The 15,271-nt window shown below is 45.4% G+C and carries 13 protein-coding genes and 4 tRNA genes; 12 read left to right on the top strand and 5 right to left on the bottom strand.

Going from position 1 to position 15,271, the window contains the following annotated elements; genetic code table 11:
• Window positions 1-206: 206 nt before the first annotated feature.
• From CA267_RS00240 to CA267_RS00190, 11 genes are all read left to right on the top strand, one after another.
• A tRNA-Ser gene (locus CA267_RS00240) sits at window positions 207-298 on the top strand.
• A gap of 258 nt (window positions 299-556) precedes the next feature.
• On the top strand, window positions 557-2,656 hold the full coding sequence (ovoA, locus tag CA267_RS00235) for a 5-histidylcysteine sulfoxide synthase (RefSeq protein WP_097349202.1): 2,100 nt from the start codon (window positions 557-559) through the stop codon (window positions 2,654-2,656).
• Window positions 2,656-3,789, top strand: a complete 1,134-nt coding sequence (locus tag CA267_RS00230; RefSeq protein ID WP_075609333.1) for a MalY/PatB family protein — start codon at window positions 2,656-2,658, stop codon at window positions 3,787-3,789. The genes ovoA and CA267_RS00230 overlap by 1 nt, the downstream gene beginning before the upstream one ends.
• 252 nt (window positions 3,790-4,041) lie before the next feature.
• The gene (gene uvrY / locus CA267_RS00225) at window positions 4,042-4,686 is read left to right on the top strand and encodes a UvrY/SirA/GacA family response regulator transcription factor (RefSeq protein ID WP_075609334.1); all 645 of its coding nucleotides are present in this window, start codon (window positions 4,042-4,044) and stop codon (window positions 4,684-4,686) included.
• A 7-nt stretch (window positions 4,687-4,693) separates the two neighbouring features.
• Window positions 4,694-6,511: an excinuclease ABC subunit UvrC gene (gene uvrC / locus CA267_RS00220; RefSeq protein ID WP_075609335.1), complete on the top strand. Its 1,818-nt coding sequence runs from the start codon at window positions 4,694-4,696 to the stop codon at window positions 6,509-6,511.
• A 71-nt stretch (window positions 6,512-6,582) separates the two neighbouring features.
• Window positions 6,583-7,158: a CDP-diacylglycerol--glycerol-3-phosphate 3-phosphatidyltransferase gene (gene pgsA, locus CA267_RS00215; RefSeq protein WP_075609336.1), complete on the top strand. Its 576-nt coding sequence runs from the start codon at window positions 6,583-6,585 to the stop codon at window positions 7,156-7,158.
• Between the two features lie 377 nt (window positions 7,159-7,535).
• Window positions 7,536-7,610: transfer RNA gene (locus CA267_RS00210), tRNA-Gly, on the top strand.
• 4 nt (window positions 7,611-7,614) lie between these two features.
• A tRNA-Cys gene (locus CA267_RS00205) sits at window positions 7,615-7,688 on the top strand.
• Between the two features lie 63 nt (window positions 7,689-7,751).
• A tRNA-Leu gene (locus CA267_RS00200) sits at window positions 7,752-7,838 on the top strand.
• Window positions 7,839-8,873: 1,035 nt separating this feature from the next.
• On the top strand, window positions 8,874-9,314 hold the full coding sequence (locus CA267_RS00195) for a hypothetical protein (RefSeq protein WP_139316240.1): 441 nt from the start codon (window positions 8,874-8,876) through the stop codon (window positions 9,312-9,314).
• Window positions 9,315-9,326: 12 nt separating this feature from the next.
• A complete protein-coding gene (locus tag CA267_RS00190; RefSeq protein WP_075609337.1) occupies window positions 9,327-9,767 on the top strand; it encodes a DUF421 domain-containing protein in 441 nt (146 codons plus the stop codon).
• Between the two features lie 424 nt (window positions 9,768-10,191).
• On the opposite strand, the gene CA267_RS00185 is transcribed toward CA267_RS00190, so the two are convergent.
• From CA267_RS00185 to tnpA, 5 genes are all read right to left on the bottom strand, one after another.
• A complete protein-coding gene (locus CA267_RS00185) occupies window positions 10,192-10,980 on the bottom strand; it encodes a peptidylprolyl isomerase (RefSeq protein WP_232367578.1) in 789 nt (262 codons plus the stop codon).
• Between the two features lie 493 nt (window positions 10,981-11,473).
• Window positions 11,474-12,652: an IS66 family transposase gene (gene tnpC / locus CA267_RS00180; protein ID WP_232367662.1), complete on the bottom strand. Its 1,179-nt coding sequence runs from the start codon at window positions 12,650-12,652 to the stop codon at window positions 11,474-11,476.
• Complete coding sequence (locus CA267_RS18955; protein ID WP_232367577.1) at window positions 12,574-12,948, bottom strand: transposase; 375 nt, start codon at window positions 12,946-12,948, stop codon at window positions 12,574-12,576. The genes tnpC and CA267_RS18955 overlap by 79 nt, the downstream gene beginning before the upstream one ends.
• A gap of 117 nt (window positions 12,949-13,065) precedes the next feature.
• Window positions 13,066-13,401: an IS66 family insertion sequence element accessory protein TnpB gene (gene tnpB, locus CA267_RS00175; RefSeq protein ID WP_075609339.1), complete on the bottom strand. Its 336-nt coding sequence runs from the start codon at window positions 13,399-13,401 to the stop codon at window positions 13,066-13,068.
• On the bottom strand, window positions 13,401-13,682 hold the full coding sequence (gene tnpA, locus CA267_RS00170; RefSeq protein ID WP_075609340.1) for an IS66 family insertion sequence element accessory protein TnpA: 282 nt from the start codon (window positions 13,680-13,682) through the stop codon (window positions 13,401-13,403). The genes tnpB and tnpA overlap by 1 nt, the downstream gene beginning before the upstream one ends.
• Before the next feature lie 280 nt (window positions 13,683-13,962).
• Here tnpA and CA267_RS00165 point away from each other — a divergent pair, with 280 nt between their 5' ends.
• Window positions 13,963-15,270 carry an efflux RND transporter periplasmic adaptor subunit gene (locus CA267_RS00165; RefSeq protein WP_083638439.1) on the top strand — a complete coding sequence of 436 codons (1,308 nt, stop codon included), beginning with the start codon at window positions 13,963-13,965 and terminating at the stop codon, window positions 15,268-15,270.
• Window position 15,271: the final 1 nt, after the last annotated feature.

The raw sequence follows: 15,271 nt of genomic DNA, 5'->3' as shown, positions 1-15,271 counted from the left end.
TCCATTTGTATGGCTTTTGGTTCCGCTTTTCAAGTGTTTTCGCTCAGAACAACTAAGGAAAATCACACTATTTTTAAAATGCGCTTTTTTATGCTGCTTTTTGTTCAAAAGCTACTCATATAGAACAAAAGATCCGCAGTCGGAATTTTTTTCTCATATAACCCTTTACAGCGGAAAAAAATTCATTAAGATACGCATCACTCGCCGGAGAGCTGGCAGAGCTCGGTTTAATGCACTTGACTTGAAATCAAGCGAAGGGTCAAACCTTCCGGGGGTTCGAATCCCTCGCTCTCCGCCACATTCTTAAAAAAAGCCTAAACGCAAGTTTAGGCTTTTTTTTATGGCGCGTTATTCTTTTCGGTTTTTTATGTCGAAAAACTTCTATTGGCACGCACGTTCTTGTTGTGATCGGCTTTCTCCTCCACCTTCATTGAGTGAAGCCATTGATTTTCGATTGTTGTACCTGATTAAATAAGTGCTTGATAGCTTTTCGCTTCCATCTTCTAGTAATTTTGATATTGAGGATAGGTGATGCAAAAATTTTTAAGGATGGGCAATGGAAATCATACACACTCCACATTTACAAAAGGGCAACGTGGAAGATAAGCGAAAAGAGATTTTGGCATATTTTCACCATTCTTTTGATACTTACGAAAGTTTATATAGTCTGCTGACCGACGAACAAGCTTACTATCAGCGTCCTGAAAAACTTCGTCATCCTCTTATTTTCTACTTCGGGCATACCGCCACTTTTTTCATCAATAAACTGGTTCTGGCGAAGCAGCTTAAAGATCGGGTAAACCCTCAGCTTGAGTCTTTGTTCGCTATTGGCGTGGATGAAATGAGTTGGGACGATCTCAATGATGAACATTACGATTGGCCGAGTGTTGCTGACGTTAAAGACTATCGTGCCGACGTTCGCCAGGTTGTTTCAGATCTTATAGAAACCATGATATTTACCTTGCCCATTGAATGGGACAGTCCGATGTGGCCTGTACTCATGGCGATAGAGCATGAACGGATCCATTTGGAAACGTCGTCGGTACTTATTCGCCAGCTTCCCATCAAGCACATCAAACCGAAATCCGCTTGGGCTCCAAGTAAAAATGTCGGCGATAGGGTCACCAACGAACTAATTCCTGTCGCCGCAGGCGACGTAAAATCAGGTAAACCTTTTCATGCGCAATACTATGGCTGGGATAACGAATATGGTCATCAAGCCGCCTTCGTTGCTGGATTTAAAGCATCAAAGTATCTGGTTAGCAACGGTGAATTTTTAGAGTTTGTCGCGCAAGGTGGCTACCAGCAACCTGAGCTATGGGAAGAGGAAGGCGCCTCATGGTTAGCTTTTACCCAAGCTACCAAGCCTGTTTTTTGGCAAAAGTCGAAGGATGGATATGAATATCGCGCCCTGAGTCAGATAATACCACTACCCATGAACTGGCCAGTAGATGTTAACTATCATGAAGCCAAAGCATTTTGTAACTGGAAGAGCAGAATGACCGGCCATAATCTCAGGCTGCCGACAGAAAATGAATGGCTGCGTCTGCGGGATGAGGCTGGCCTGGACGACACGCTTTACCATAAAGGGCTTAACATCAATCTTGCCAAGGCAGCTTCCTCAGAACCAGTTAATATAAATCGTCACGGAGATTTTTTTGATGTTGCCGGAAATGTCTGGCAATGGACGGAGACGCCTATATTTCCCATGGAAGGTTTTAAAGTGCACCCGCTGTACGACGACTTTACAACGCCCACGTTTGATAACAAGCACAACCTGATGAAAGGGGGATCCTGGATCTCCACCGGTAACGAAGCGACGCGAGACAGTCGCTATGCATTTCGCCGTCACTTCTATCAACATTGCGGTTTTCGCTACATACAATCGGATATCAATATAAACGTGAACGACTTTGACTACGAAAGCGATACTCAGGTATCACAATATTGCGAAATGCATTATGGAAAAGAGTACTTTAATGTTCCGAATTTTTCTAAAGCCTCAGCAGCGTTCTGCTTACAGCAGATGCAAGGCAAAGTTAAAAGAAAGGCGCTTGATTTAGGCTGCGCAGTGGGCAGAGCAACTTTTGAGCTGGCCAAAGAGTTCGCCCATGTCGATGGGGTTGATTTTTCGGCGAGATTTATAAAAACTGCTTTTGACATGCAAGAGCGCGGGGAAATCCGCTATCATCTAATAGAAGAAGGCGAGTTAACCTCTTTTCACAGTCAGCGCTTAGCGGCCTTGAGTTTATATGAGGTGCGCAACAAAGTTGCCTTTGCACAAGGTGATGCCTGCAATTTAAAAGCGCAATTTACCGATTATGATCTTATCTTTATGGGCAACCTTATTGACCGGGTGTACAGCCCGCGGCAGCTATTGGCATCGGTAACACAGCGCCTCAATATAGGCGGCATTCTTATTGTTGCTTCGCCTTTCACGTGGTTGCCAGAATATACTGAGCGAAATGAGTGGCTGGGAGGTTACAAAGATGAAAACGGCGAGACATTAACCTCTTCCGAAGCACTTGAAAAAGCGTTATCAGATAATTTTAAACGTATTGGTGAACCTACCGAAATTCCGTTTGTTATTCGAGAAACGAAGCGAAAACACCAACACACTTTTTCAGAGTTTCACGTGTTTGAGCGAACAAGTTAGTGAAAGTCCTGCCGCGCAAGGGAACAGGCGCAGTTAAGTTTGATGGTTTAAAAAATAAGTTTGGCATCAGCAATGACAATGTAATACCGCTGTGGATTGCTGACATGGATATCGCGATTGCGCGTGAAATTGTTGACGCCATTACCAATTTTTTGCAGGCGAATATCGTGGGCTATGTCGATATTGATATAACTGAGGCGGTCTGCCTTTGGCATCAAAGTAAAGGCGAGGCGTTGGAACGGGAATGGATCACCAGCTTGTCTAGCGTACTTATGGGGATCCGCACTGCTATTACTACGTTTACACAGATAGACGACAAGATAATGCTTCTCTCTCCGGTGTACAGCCCGTTTTATTCTCTTATCTCCCAGTGTGGTCGCACGATTCATGAAATACCGTTAGTGCCGACAAACAGCGGGTTCGCCATCGATATCGAAAAGCTTAACCCTGATGCGAAAATGTTATTGCTGTGCAACCCTAATAATCCCACAGGCAGTGTTTGGCCTGAAACAGACCTGCAAAGCCTGGTGAGTTTTTGCGTAAAGCACAATATTCTTGTTATTGCTGATGAAGTTCATAGTGATTTCATTTTTAATCAACGATCCTTTAAAAGTGTGCTCGCGTTGGGTGAGCACGCGCAAAATATCACCATTGTTCTAAATAGCTGCGCTAAGTCATTTAATTTGGCAGCAATTCCAGGCGCTGCATACGCCATCATTCCGAATTCAGGTTTACGAGGAGCGTTCCATCAACGTATATCGTCAGTACATGGCGAGGCAGGAGCTTTATCCTGTGTAGCGTTAAATGCGGCGTATCGTCATGGCGAGCCATGGCTGGCAAAGGTAAAGGCATGGCTACGGGAAAACCGCGCGATGGTAGCAAACTGTTTTCGGTCTTCCCCCAAAGGCTTGCAGGTACACATAGGAGATGCCACTTATTTTGCATGGTTGGATTTTACTGCACTAGATAAAACCCACTATCAAATAGAGACAGCACTACTTGCTGCTGGTGTTGCATTAACATCAGGCAAAGAATACGGCGCTCCTTGTTGTTTTCGAATGAATCTTGCCACTTCGCCTTCGCTGTTGGAAGCGGCCAGTAAACGTATTACACGTATGGCACAAAAAATATAGTTATGCAGCCAGACTATCTTTTCTCTATTACTTCAATTCATTTGCTAATTTAACTTATACCTTGGTTTTAGCCGTTCAAGAGTTTCCTTCGGACTTGGTTATTGATGTTGCAAGGCGTAAAACGTAAGTGGTTACTCTTTCAGCAGTTAGTAAACTGCTTAGTGAAAGCTCTTCACTACTCATTTTTACGTGGTATTATGGATTTGCAGGTTAGACCTGTTCCTAATAAATAAAGATTCGGTGAGCCTAAACGTGATTAAGATTATCCTGGCAGATGACCATGAATTGGTCAGAACAGGGATTCGACGTATCCTTGACGATATAAATGATTTTTCCGTCGTTGCCGAAGCCAAAAACGGAGAAGAAGCAGTACAGTTTTGTCGGAAAAATGCCCCCGACGTCGTACTTATGGATGTCAATATGCCCGGTATGGGAGGATTGGAAGCCACTAAAAAGATTGTCCGGATGGCGGAAAATACTCGGGTAATTTGTTTATCAATGCATAAAGAACATCCGATACCTTCCCAGGTTATGCAGATGGGTGGATTTGGCTTTTTAACCAAAGATGCTGAACCAGATGAAATGATTCGGGCTATATATAAAGTTGCTGCTGGTCAGAAATATCTCGCCCCAGAGATTGCTCAAAGCATTGCCATTAGTAAATTGGCGCCTGACCGAGACAATCCTTTTGACATCTTATCCAGCAGAGAACTGAACATTGCCATGCGCCTCACCCGTGGGCAAAAGGTGCCGGAAATTGCCACTGAATTAAGCATAAACGCAAAAACTGTAAATACTTATCGGTATCGTATGTTTGAAAAGCTAGGGGTGACGACAGACGTAGAATTAACCCATCTGGCGCTGCGTCATAAATTGATTGATCCCAACTTATTGTAAGGCCTGAATGTCTGATTTTGACGCAGCAGATTTTTTAAAAAATCTCACTAATCAACCCGGCGTTTATCGAATGTATAACGCGCAGGGTGATGTTATTTATGTGGGGAAAGCAAAAAATCTAAAAAAGCGTGTATCCAGCTACTTCAGAATGCAGGTAGATAACGCTAAAACCCGTTCGCTGGTAAGCCAAATTGCCAATATGGATATCACCGTTGTCAATAGCGAAACGGAAGCGTTCCTGCTCGAAAACAATTTCATCAAGAAGTATAAGCCCCGCTATAACGTATTGCTGCGGGATGATAAATCCTATCCTTTTATTTTTCTTTCTGCTCATGAGCATCCTCGCCTGGCTTTTCATCGTGGACCGCAAAAGAAAAAGGGCGAGTATTTTGGACCTTATCCCAGTGCCTGGGCGGTGCGGGAAAGCCTGCGTTCCATGCAGAAAATCTTTCCGGTCAGGCAGTGTGAAGACAGCTATTATCGCGCCCGAAGCCGGCCTTGCTTACAGTATCAGATGGAACGTTGTAGCGCGCCCTGTGTAAAAGGTCACGTCACAGATGAAGAATATGCTGAGCAAGTGAAACTCGCTACGTTGTTTCTAAAAGGTAAAAATCAGCAGGTCATTGGTACGCTGGTTGAACGAATGGAGAAAGCCAGCGAAGCGTTAAATTTTGAAGCGGCGGGGCGGTATCGTGATCAAATAAACGCTCTGCGAAAAGTGCAGGAACGTCAGTGGGTGGCGGGTACGCAGGACGAAATGGATGTCTTTGGCTTTGCATTACGGGGAAATATGGCGTGCATACAAGTTATGTTTATCCGCGATAGTCAATTGCTAGGCAGTAAAGCGTTTTTTCCCAAGGTGCCATCAACCGCCAACGAAGACGAGATCTTCGAATCTTTTTTTCTGCAGTTTTATTTGGCTGGAAACAAGGTGATCCCGAAACAGATTGTATTGCCTCGCCCCTTGTCTGATGAAGATGCGATAGCAGAACTGTTGAGTAGTGAAGCCAATTACAAAGTGAAGTTTTTCCGTGGCGCCAGAGAAGAAAAACGCAAATATTTGCAATTGGCGCAGACCAACGCAGAAAACGCGCTCGACGCTCAATACAGCCAGCAAAAATCCGTTTATGCACGATTTCTGGATCTAGAAGCCACACTTGAACGCGATCAACCTATTCAACGTATGGAATGCTTTGATATTAGCCATACTTCAGGCCAACAAACAGTCGCATCTTGTGTAGTGTTTAACCGCGAGGGCCCCCTGAAAAGTGACTATCGCCGTTATAATATCGAAGGGATCACTCCCGGTGATGACTATGCGGCGATGGCACAGGCGCTGAAGCGACGCTATAAAAATGTAAAAGAAGTCAGTAAGATACCTGACATCCTTTTTATTGATGGCGGCAAAGGGCAGTTAACGCAGGCTGAGAACTTTTTTGAAGAGTGGCCGGAAGATAAAAAGCCGATGTTAATTGGCGTGGCGAAGGGAACCACACGTAAGCCTGGACTGGAAACGCTCATTCTTGCGGGGTCTCATGAAACGATTCCTATGGAAAGCCATGCTCCCGGACTGCACCTGATCCAGCATATAAGGGATGAATCGCATCGTTTTGCCATTACAGGTCACCGTAATCGGCGGCAAAAGGTAAAAACGACGTCGACGCTCGAAGGAATTCCCGGAATAGGCGCTAAGCGTCGACAGACGTTACTGAAGTTTATGGGAGGGCTCCAAGGCCTAAAACGTGCCAGTAAAGACGAAATTGCCAGTGTGCCCGGCATCAGCAGCGATTTAGCCGAAACTATTTACGACCATCTGCATCATTAATATCGGCAGACATGGACGTGGGTGAAAATTTAAGAACAACTAACTGCAGTTGTTAGAACAGAGAAGTTATTATGTGGACAGTTCCCAATATTATCACCATGTTCAGGGTGCTTCTTATCCCTGTATTTGTCGTTGTGTATTTTCTCGACTGGCGCTGGGCCAAGGAAGCAGGAGCGTTCATATTCTGGTTGGCAGCAATTACCGATTGGTTTGACGGTTACTTAGCCAGAAAGCTCAAGCAGACGACGCCTTTTGGCGCCTTTCTTGATCCAGTAGCAGATAAACTTATTGTTGCGGCGGCGTTGTTGATGATTACGCATTCTTACGGCTCTTTATGGATAACCGTGCCGGCGATTATTCTGCTGGTAAGGGAAATTTATGTTTCGGCGTTGCGCGAGTGGATGGGACAGCGGGGATCAAGCAATAAAGTAAAAGTGTCATTTGTGGGAAAGGCCAAGACAATGGCTCAAATGTTGGCACTTATCGGATTGTTATCTGGACTGGAAACGTTTATGGGCTTTCCTATTTATTGGGTGACACTGGGTTATATACTCTTATATATCGCTGCAGTATTATCATTATGGTCGATGCTTATTTACACCAATGCGGCATGGCAGCACATGAAAAGTTATCCGCAGGATTATTAATTGATTGTTCAATAATCAATGTGAATAAAAAAATAGCAAACAATCATAAAATGAAGAGTTTACCGATAAATTAGGCATTTTTTGTATTGACAGTTGAGGTGGGGTAGGTAGAATGCACCCCACATTTGAAGCGGCAAGTAACAAGATGTTTAGCCGTAGAGAATAATCGTGAATAGCTCAGTGGTAGTGTGCATACCTCGCCGGGAACCGGTTGCCAAGATCCTTGGCAGGTTGATGGGGGGTAATATTACTGAAGTTGTATCATTAAAAAGTGTTATGCGGGAATAGCTCAGTGGTAGAGCACATTGCCTCGTCACGAAGTGATTGCCATCTGGCAAGGTGACGACAATAAAATTACCAGCGGTTTAAAAAGTTATGCGGGAATAGCTCAGTGGTAGAGCACAACCTTGCCAAGGTTGGGGTCGCGAGTTCGAATCTCGTTTCCCGCTCCAAATTGGCGGAATGGCAGAATGGCTATGCAGCGGATTGCAAATCCGTGGATCTCGGTTCGACTCCGGGTTCCGCCTCCATATTAACTGCCTCGCAGTTAGAACAGGTACCAACCTGACACCGATGTCTAACGACATACCCTTGCCCGGGTGGTGAAATTGGTAGACACAAGGGATTTAAAATCCCTCGCTGGTAACAGCGTGCCGGTTCAAGTCCGGCCCCGGGCACCATTTATCCTCTATATATTCAATTCATTAACCTGTTTCCAACTGCCTAGGGGTTGTGATGCGGTCACACTGAATAATCTTGATATATTCTCTGACATTTCTGGTGTTTCTGAATCCATTCATCGCGCACAATGTTTTTCCAGCGTTACGATCGCTTGCTTCTGCTACTTCTCAACTCTTTCCCATAAACTGGGGTTCTTCTATCTCCCTACGGGCGCGGCTATTTCTTGCGTTAAGTGAGCACACATCATTGCTCTTACCCCACCTTTCGTCAGGAGTGACTACCTCAACGGAAGGATTAACTTTAAGTCGTTTTCGCTTTTAGCTTAGCCCTGCTGACGGGATCAAATTTCAGCCTATGATGCTGCTACACGGTTAGCTTTAACATGAGGTGTTTTATACGATATTAAAAATCACCGGCGAGCAAGTCACGTTTATTTAGCCGCTTAGTTTAGCAAGTGCTCATAAAGCAAGCCTGAACAGATGACAAGATACAGTTGATCAATATCCTTCTTTTACTGGTACTTCTATAGAAGATCACACTGTTTCCTTCCGTGATCTAGGACGGCATCATGATGCGTGATCTTCGTCCTACGTGAATAGGCGCTATTGATGCTCAACCGACAATTACTCACAAAGGTTCAAACTGCAGCTATATTTAAAAAGGTGATTTCGACTGCTAGATTGATCACGTTTGTCGATCTTCAGCCTCATAGGCTTGGGCAGGAAGTTTACCGCAGTATTGTCCAAACTACTGTCGCTACTTCGGGAAAGGCGTAATATCGTTTGCTCCTCAAATTGGTGTTCTCACTGTTCCAAAAACCTTAGCACCTGCCGTGGACATGAAATATGTCATGCCTTCACAGCCAGATAAGTCCAACGCTTCTTAAACTAGAACAAATCAACCATTTCAGAAGGGAGCGGGTTTTCTATCCAGTGCTCAGCGAGCTCCACCTACAGGAGCTACAATCTATTTTTAAGGTGAGGAAGGTATGACAGAAAAACCTACATCTGAAATGGAGAGCCGCGGCCATCCGATTGAAGAACATATGCGCTGGTAAAATAGAGAGAGGATCAGCGCAACGAAACCTTCCTATTGTTTCTAAAGTGATTCTTGGAGCTTGCGGAGCATTTTCACGAGGCTTCCTCAGTAATAAAACTCTCAGTGCTGCAGATGGCTCAGTCGAGGTGGAATATGAAAAATTTGGTCGTGATCGAACGCCAATGGATATGACGATACGGGTAAGAAAAGTATCTAACGAACATTTTACTGTGACGCTTGGAAAAAGCGCTATGAATAACTTTGAAATTGAATCGTTATATCCGCAGCCTGTTAAGTCGCAAACCTATGCGGGGAAATTAAGTCCCGGCCACAGCATCTGGATGGGTCTAACACCTAAGTCAGCCGGACGGAGCGAAATGAGCATTCAGGTAAACAATTATGAATCGATGACCTTTACCCAATGGATTTATCCTTGACAGGAGAGAGTGATGGAAACGGTTCTACGCGCTGCGGGTATGTACCTGGTATTAGTAGTTATGAGGCTGGTGGGAAGACGTACTTTGATGCAAATGACTTCCTTCGACTTTATTTTACTTCTTATTGTGGGCGAAGCAACGCAGCAGGCGCTGCTTACCAATGATCATTCAATGACTGGCGCAATGCTTACTATAGTCACGCTTTTTAGCATAGACTACATTTTAGGCGCGTGGAAGGAACGCTCACCCACCGCAGAGCGCATTATTGATGGGACGCCGATTATTTTGGTTGAAAATGGCAAAGAGCTTTCTGAACGGATGAAAAAAGCCTCCGTGGAAACCGATGAAATTCTGCTCGCTTCCCGCGACAGTCAAGGCCTCGAGTCCATAGATCAGATAAAGTTTGCGGTACTGGAGAAAAATGGAAGAATCTCGATTATACCTATGGAATGACCTTAACCAAAGAGCAGGCGCTTGTCTCTACGATCTTTAACTTGTTCCCTTCAGTTAAGACAATTATAAGGCAAGCTGTAGCGAAAGGGCAGAATGCACCGCCGGTCTAAACGTTAATGCATCTAACCCACTTGATTACAGTACTTGGCTGCGGGTAGTTATCTACATACCAATGGCAACATCAGTAATAACAACCCGCTGTTTGCCAGTAACCTGAAAGCCATCGACGTCAATGTCAGTAATTACTGGTAATACTAATCCGCAATGATGTGTGCTCACTCTGTCCACTTTCCCGTTAATGACACAGCTTCAAATTAGAATTTTCCGGTTTTGCTCGGTAGGCTATTGGAGGCAGATTAACGAGACTTTCGTGGGTTCTTAAGAGAGGAGGTTGGTAAGGGTTACCAACCTTTCCTCTGAGACCCTAACGATTTAATTTACGTCTAAACACAACCGCTGAAACTGCCATAAAAATTAACGCCAGCGGATTCATTGAGCCGCCAGAAGAGCCTCCACTAGACGGCGGAGCTGGGGTGTCTCCATCGTCATTGTTAATCTGGGTATTGGGGGTAGGGTTTAAATCAGGATTGGTAACCGTCGCTGAATCTGTCACTACGATATCCGTAATCAATACAAAATTTTCTTCGGTTGGCTCTTTCCCGTTTTTCGCATCATCAGCGCTAAAATCAATAAGCGGTATTGAATTCGCAGCGCCACCCAAGTTAAATCGAGGCAACTCGCTGATTTCATCTATAATGCTCATTCCTTCACCAATGACCTGGCCAAAAACGGTAAAACCGCCATTTTGTGCATCCAAATTCTGGCTATTGTCACCCAGGTTGATAAACCATTGTGACGTGGCACTGTCAGGGTTTTCTGCCTGTTTTGCCATAGCAATTGTGCCGCGGACATTGGAAAACTCAGGCTCATTTGTAACTGGCGTTCCCGTAGCGATAGTATCCAGAGGCAGCTCGTTGTTATAGGTAAATCCACCAGCCTGAACGACAAAACCGGGTTCCAGACGGTGAACTACATTATTGGCATATCCACCTGAATTGACGTATTCCAGGAAGTTCTCAACGGTTTCAGGGGTATCCTGATCAAAAAGGTTAACACTGATGCTTCCCATATTAGTACGAATTTCAACGACAGTGGCAGAAGCGTGGAAGCTAGCCAACGAAGCTGAAATAAAAGCGAATATTATTTTTTTCACGGTTTGATTTTGCTCTTTATGGTATTGATGGTGGCTCATGGTAAGGAAAGAGCAAGATAGTCAGAACTGTTTTCATGTATCAAATTGTAATTCGTAGGCAATCACTAACAATGAGGATAAAGACAGTGTTCATAGGCAATGAGCGGAACTCAGTGTGACGTCTGCGAGCAGATGGGACGTCAGACAGAAATTAGCGAAATCGCACTGAGCATGAACAGAATGTGGTTGTTAGAACGACCTGAACGACGCCGATTTGAAAAATCGTTCAACTTAGTAAAGATAAACGTTTCAATTGTAGAGCTAGTGCGGTTGTTGTCGATTAGCCAAAGGGTATGCTCGCTCTCGTGTGGCGAAGCTGTTGAGCGTAGCGCCCTCTCAATGAACCGATGGTGCAAGTGGCATAGTTGAATCAACATTTTGAGGTGGGCGGTGGTCTTAAGAACCATCGAAATTATTTCAAGCTAATAAAGTAAGCGATCAATATAGACCCAGATCACCCCATTGTAGCTAAATCGCTGGTTAAAAAATTCTTAGCGAACTTCTCTTTCCATATTCGCGGTGTCAGGTCGAGCACCTCTTTTGCCGGGTGTAATGCCACGCGTTGCAATACATCCACAAGATAGTGATACGGATTCACCCCCTGAAGACGGCAGGTCACCATCAGGCTTTGTAATATGCCCAGTTGCTCTGCACCGATTTCAGACCAGCAGAACAGGTAGTTTTTTCTGCCCATGGGGATAACGCGCAGTGCCCGTTCCAGGTGATTGGTATCCAGGGGTAATGCAGGATTACAGAGAAACACCTTTAATTGGGTTTCCCGTTCATGGGTATAGGCTAAGGCTTTCGCTAGAGGCGATTTAGGCAATAAGTCGGTGCGTTGCCGCTGCTGAAAGATCCAGCGGAAGAAGTCATTCACTACCGGCTCACTGTGTTGTTGCCGGTAGGTGTGGATGTCTTCCAGGCTCAGTTGTTTCTCCCGGATATGTTTTTCATGCCGGTAAATCGCGGCGATGATATCCAGTGCCTGTTGTGCTGTTTGTGGCTCACTGTCCAGCGCTTTTTCAAAGGTGCGGCGCATGTGCGCCCAACAGGCGGCGTGGATGATGTGTGCGTCTTGTTGGTTTAATTGTTCAACGGTTTTGGTATAGGCAGCATAGCCATCGGTCAGTAAGGTACCAGTAAAATCCTGTAGCTGGGCTTTGGCATGCAGCATGCCTCGGCTGTTGCTCCAGGTAAAGGCCACTTCATCACTGTCCCCATACATAGGCCAGAAGTAGGTCTGTTTCATTTGACTGGGTTTTCTGCCCCCGCCTTTAGTGCGTCCGGCTTTGATGGGGACTTCATCCATCGCGAGAATTTTACTTAGCAGAATGTGCTGCCACTGGGCTTTAGCAATGGGACGAAGCAGTTCAATGCCTTTTTGGAGCCAGTTGATAAGAGTAGCCCGGCTTACCTTAATGCCACTATCCAGCATGCGTTGGTGTTGCCGGTGCAGCGGTAAATGGTACACCGCTTTGTCGACCATCAGTCCGGCCAGCAACGAGACATCACAATAGCAGCCTTCCAGCACATTGGCAGGTGCAGGCGTGTCTTTTAAGGTTTGCGTGGGTTTATGACGTACCACCGGACGACGATACACCAGTACCACATAACTGCCCGGCTGCTGAGCCAGACGAGGGTTTCCTTGATATCCACTATTTCGTACTGGTCCGCATCCGGCCCCTGTAGCTCAGGTGCAGGGCGTTCAATTATCTGTTGCGGTACCGTCTCATCAAAGCGCAAGCCTTCATCATACCTATCCGCATCGTTACGCTGCTTCTTTGATGAGCGGGTGTGGGCGTTAACGGGATTGGCAACAGCAAGGACTTCATCTGGTGTTGCAGAGGCAAACAAACTACTCTGAGCCGGATTATCCGGCAGCACCTTCTCCGACTTACGCCCGAACAACTGGCGTTTAAACCAGTCCAATTGCTGTTTTAATTGTGCAATTTCCTCACTTTGACGAGCGAAAGTGGCATCAATCTCAGCATGGGGATAAATGACTGACAGAAGTCGTTTTCATGGCGCAAATTATAACAAAATCAGCTAATTAAATCGCCTGTTTTGTTTGTCTTTTTGCCAGTAAATACCATCAATTAAACACTGTAATTGCGCGCTGTTAAGCGCCATTTTCTCTTCGCCGCCAGCCACTTTGGCAAAGGTGCCTTTTTCCAGACGTTTACTCCACAAACAGAAGCCGCCCTGATGGTAGTACAACACCTTTATCTGTGTACGGCGCTGATTGATGAACACAAACCAGTCACCGCAATGCGCCTGCATTCCTAACTGGCCTTGCACCAGTGCTGCCAAGCCATCAAACTGTTTGCGCATATCAGTGTTACCCGTATATAACCAGATGCGACCATTGGATAACGGTAACATCAGGCTGGCCGGTTCATCCGCAGCACCACACCACCGGGCAATGCCAGCTCAATTTGCCACGGTGTATCAGGACTTGCGGAAGCTGGCATATCAAAAGCTAGCCACTCATTTTGTTTTAAAGACGCCGACCTGTCTGTACCGCTTAACTTTTTGCGCCATAAATAAAAACTGGCAGCGGTGAGCTTATGCTGAGTGCAGAACTCACTCACCGTCAGCCCGCTATTTACCTGTTGTTCGATTACCTGCTGCCATTGTTCTGCGTTACGTTTTTTATTGGCCATAGATGATTGCTCCTGTTATGAAATCTATGACAACTATTTTAGGGGAAAACGGTTCTTGAGAAAGACGGTCTAAATTGATCGCTTACCTAATAAAAGCAAATCTGCGGATTTTTTATAATGTTGGGAAAGTTAGAAAGGTTTACGCTAGGTAGAACTGATCGTCTCTTGATGGTATGGCGTAGGAAGTCGCTGATGTAGCAAAAACTCTCTTACGTCAAAGATGTTTACGTTTCAATATCGCTCACCTATTTTTTAACCATGCTGAACAGGCAAATAAAGGATGATACATTTCCCGTTATCTACAAAGACTGTGCTTCGCCGGCAGGCGTGGTGCATAAAGATATTTGTCACATTATTAATGATAGGAACAGGGATTACCGGCTGTAGCGAAAATTCAGGTGCAACAAAGGAAAAAGGCGCTGAACAGGGAAAACAAGAAGGTTCGCAAGAAACCCAACAGCCAGGTTCGGCTGGGTCCCGACCTGTTCCTGTAGCGTTTGTAGAAGTCGCGCCCACACAAATTCAATATACGGAAAAACTTCCTGGCCGGGTTGTCTCTTATCGCATCGCAGAAATTCGCCCTCAAGTCAGTGGTATTATACAAGCTCGCTTTTTTGAAGAAGGCTCATTTGTGGAGCAGGGTGAGCAACTATATCAAATTGACCCAGCGCGTTATCAGGCAGATCTTGAGGTGGCGCAGGCCAATCTTGAGAACGCACAAGCTACGGTAAATAATGCACTTGCAATAGTTGGGCGTTACGAAACTCTAGCTGATATTAACGCACTGAGTGAACAGGAATTTGATAACGCCAAGATGGAGCTAAAGCAGGCTCAGGCTTCCGTCAGTCAGGCCGAAGCGGAAGTCAAAACCGCAAAAATCAATTTAGCCTATACCAAAGTTTATGCGCCAATCAGCGGGTTTATTAGCCCTTCGAGTGTGACAAAAGGAGCCCTGGTCACGCAACAACAGCAAGAAGCTCTTGCCACCATTCGTCAATTAGATCCCGTGTTCGTCGATTTATCCCAGTCTGTGGGCGATGCTCAGCAATTAAAGGCAAGGTTGATTGAATCGAGAATTGAGGAACGTGATGATCAAGAATTCGAGGTTAGCTTGTTTTTTGCTGAATCAGGCGAGCCTTATCCTTACAAAGGAAAACTTGATGCCACCGATTTAGCAGTAGATCAGCAAACTGGCGCTATCCGGCTACGTTCAGTGTTTCCGAATCCAGATAACCTGTTGCTTCCCGGTTTATTTGTAAGAGCATCCATAGAAGATTTATCTTCCTCCGAAGCGCTGGTGGTGCCGCAACAAAGTGTAACGATAGGTGAAGGCGGAAAGCAGCATGTTTGGGTTATTGATAAGAAGGATAAAGTCAGTAAGCGCGCGATTCAGACCGGTGTTGCATATGAAGATAAGTGGGTAATTGAAGATGGATTGCAACCAGGAGAACGGGTAGTTGTTGAAGGAACAATGACATTGAAGGATGGTGCACCGGTCAAGCCTGAGAAGTTTTCATCGCAGAACCAATCAGATAATAACAGAGGTAAGCCTGCCAAAGAAGCGCAGCAATCCGGACAGGCGCTTTAAC

Source organism: Alteromonas pelagimontana, from assembly GCF_002499975.2.
GTDB lineage: Bacteria > Pseudomonadota > Gammaproteobacteria > Enterobacterales > Alteromonadaceae > Alteromonas > Alteromonas pelagimontana.
Note: the sequence above shows the minus strand (reverse complement) of the source record. Positions and strands in the feature narration are given on the sequence as shown.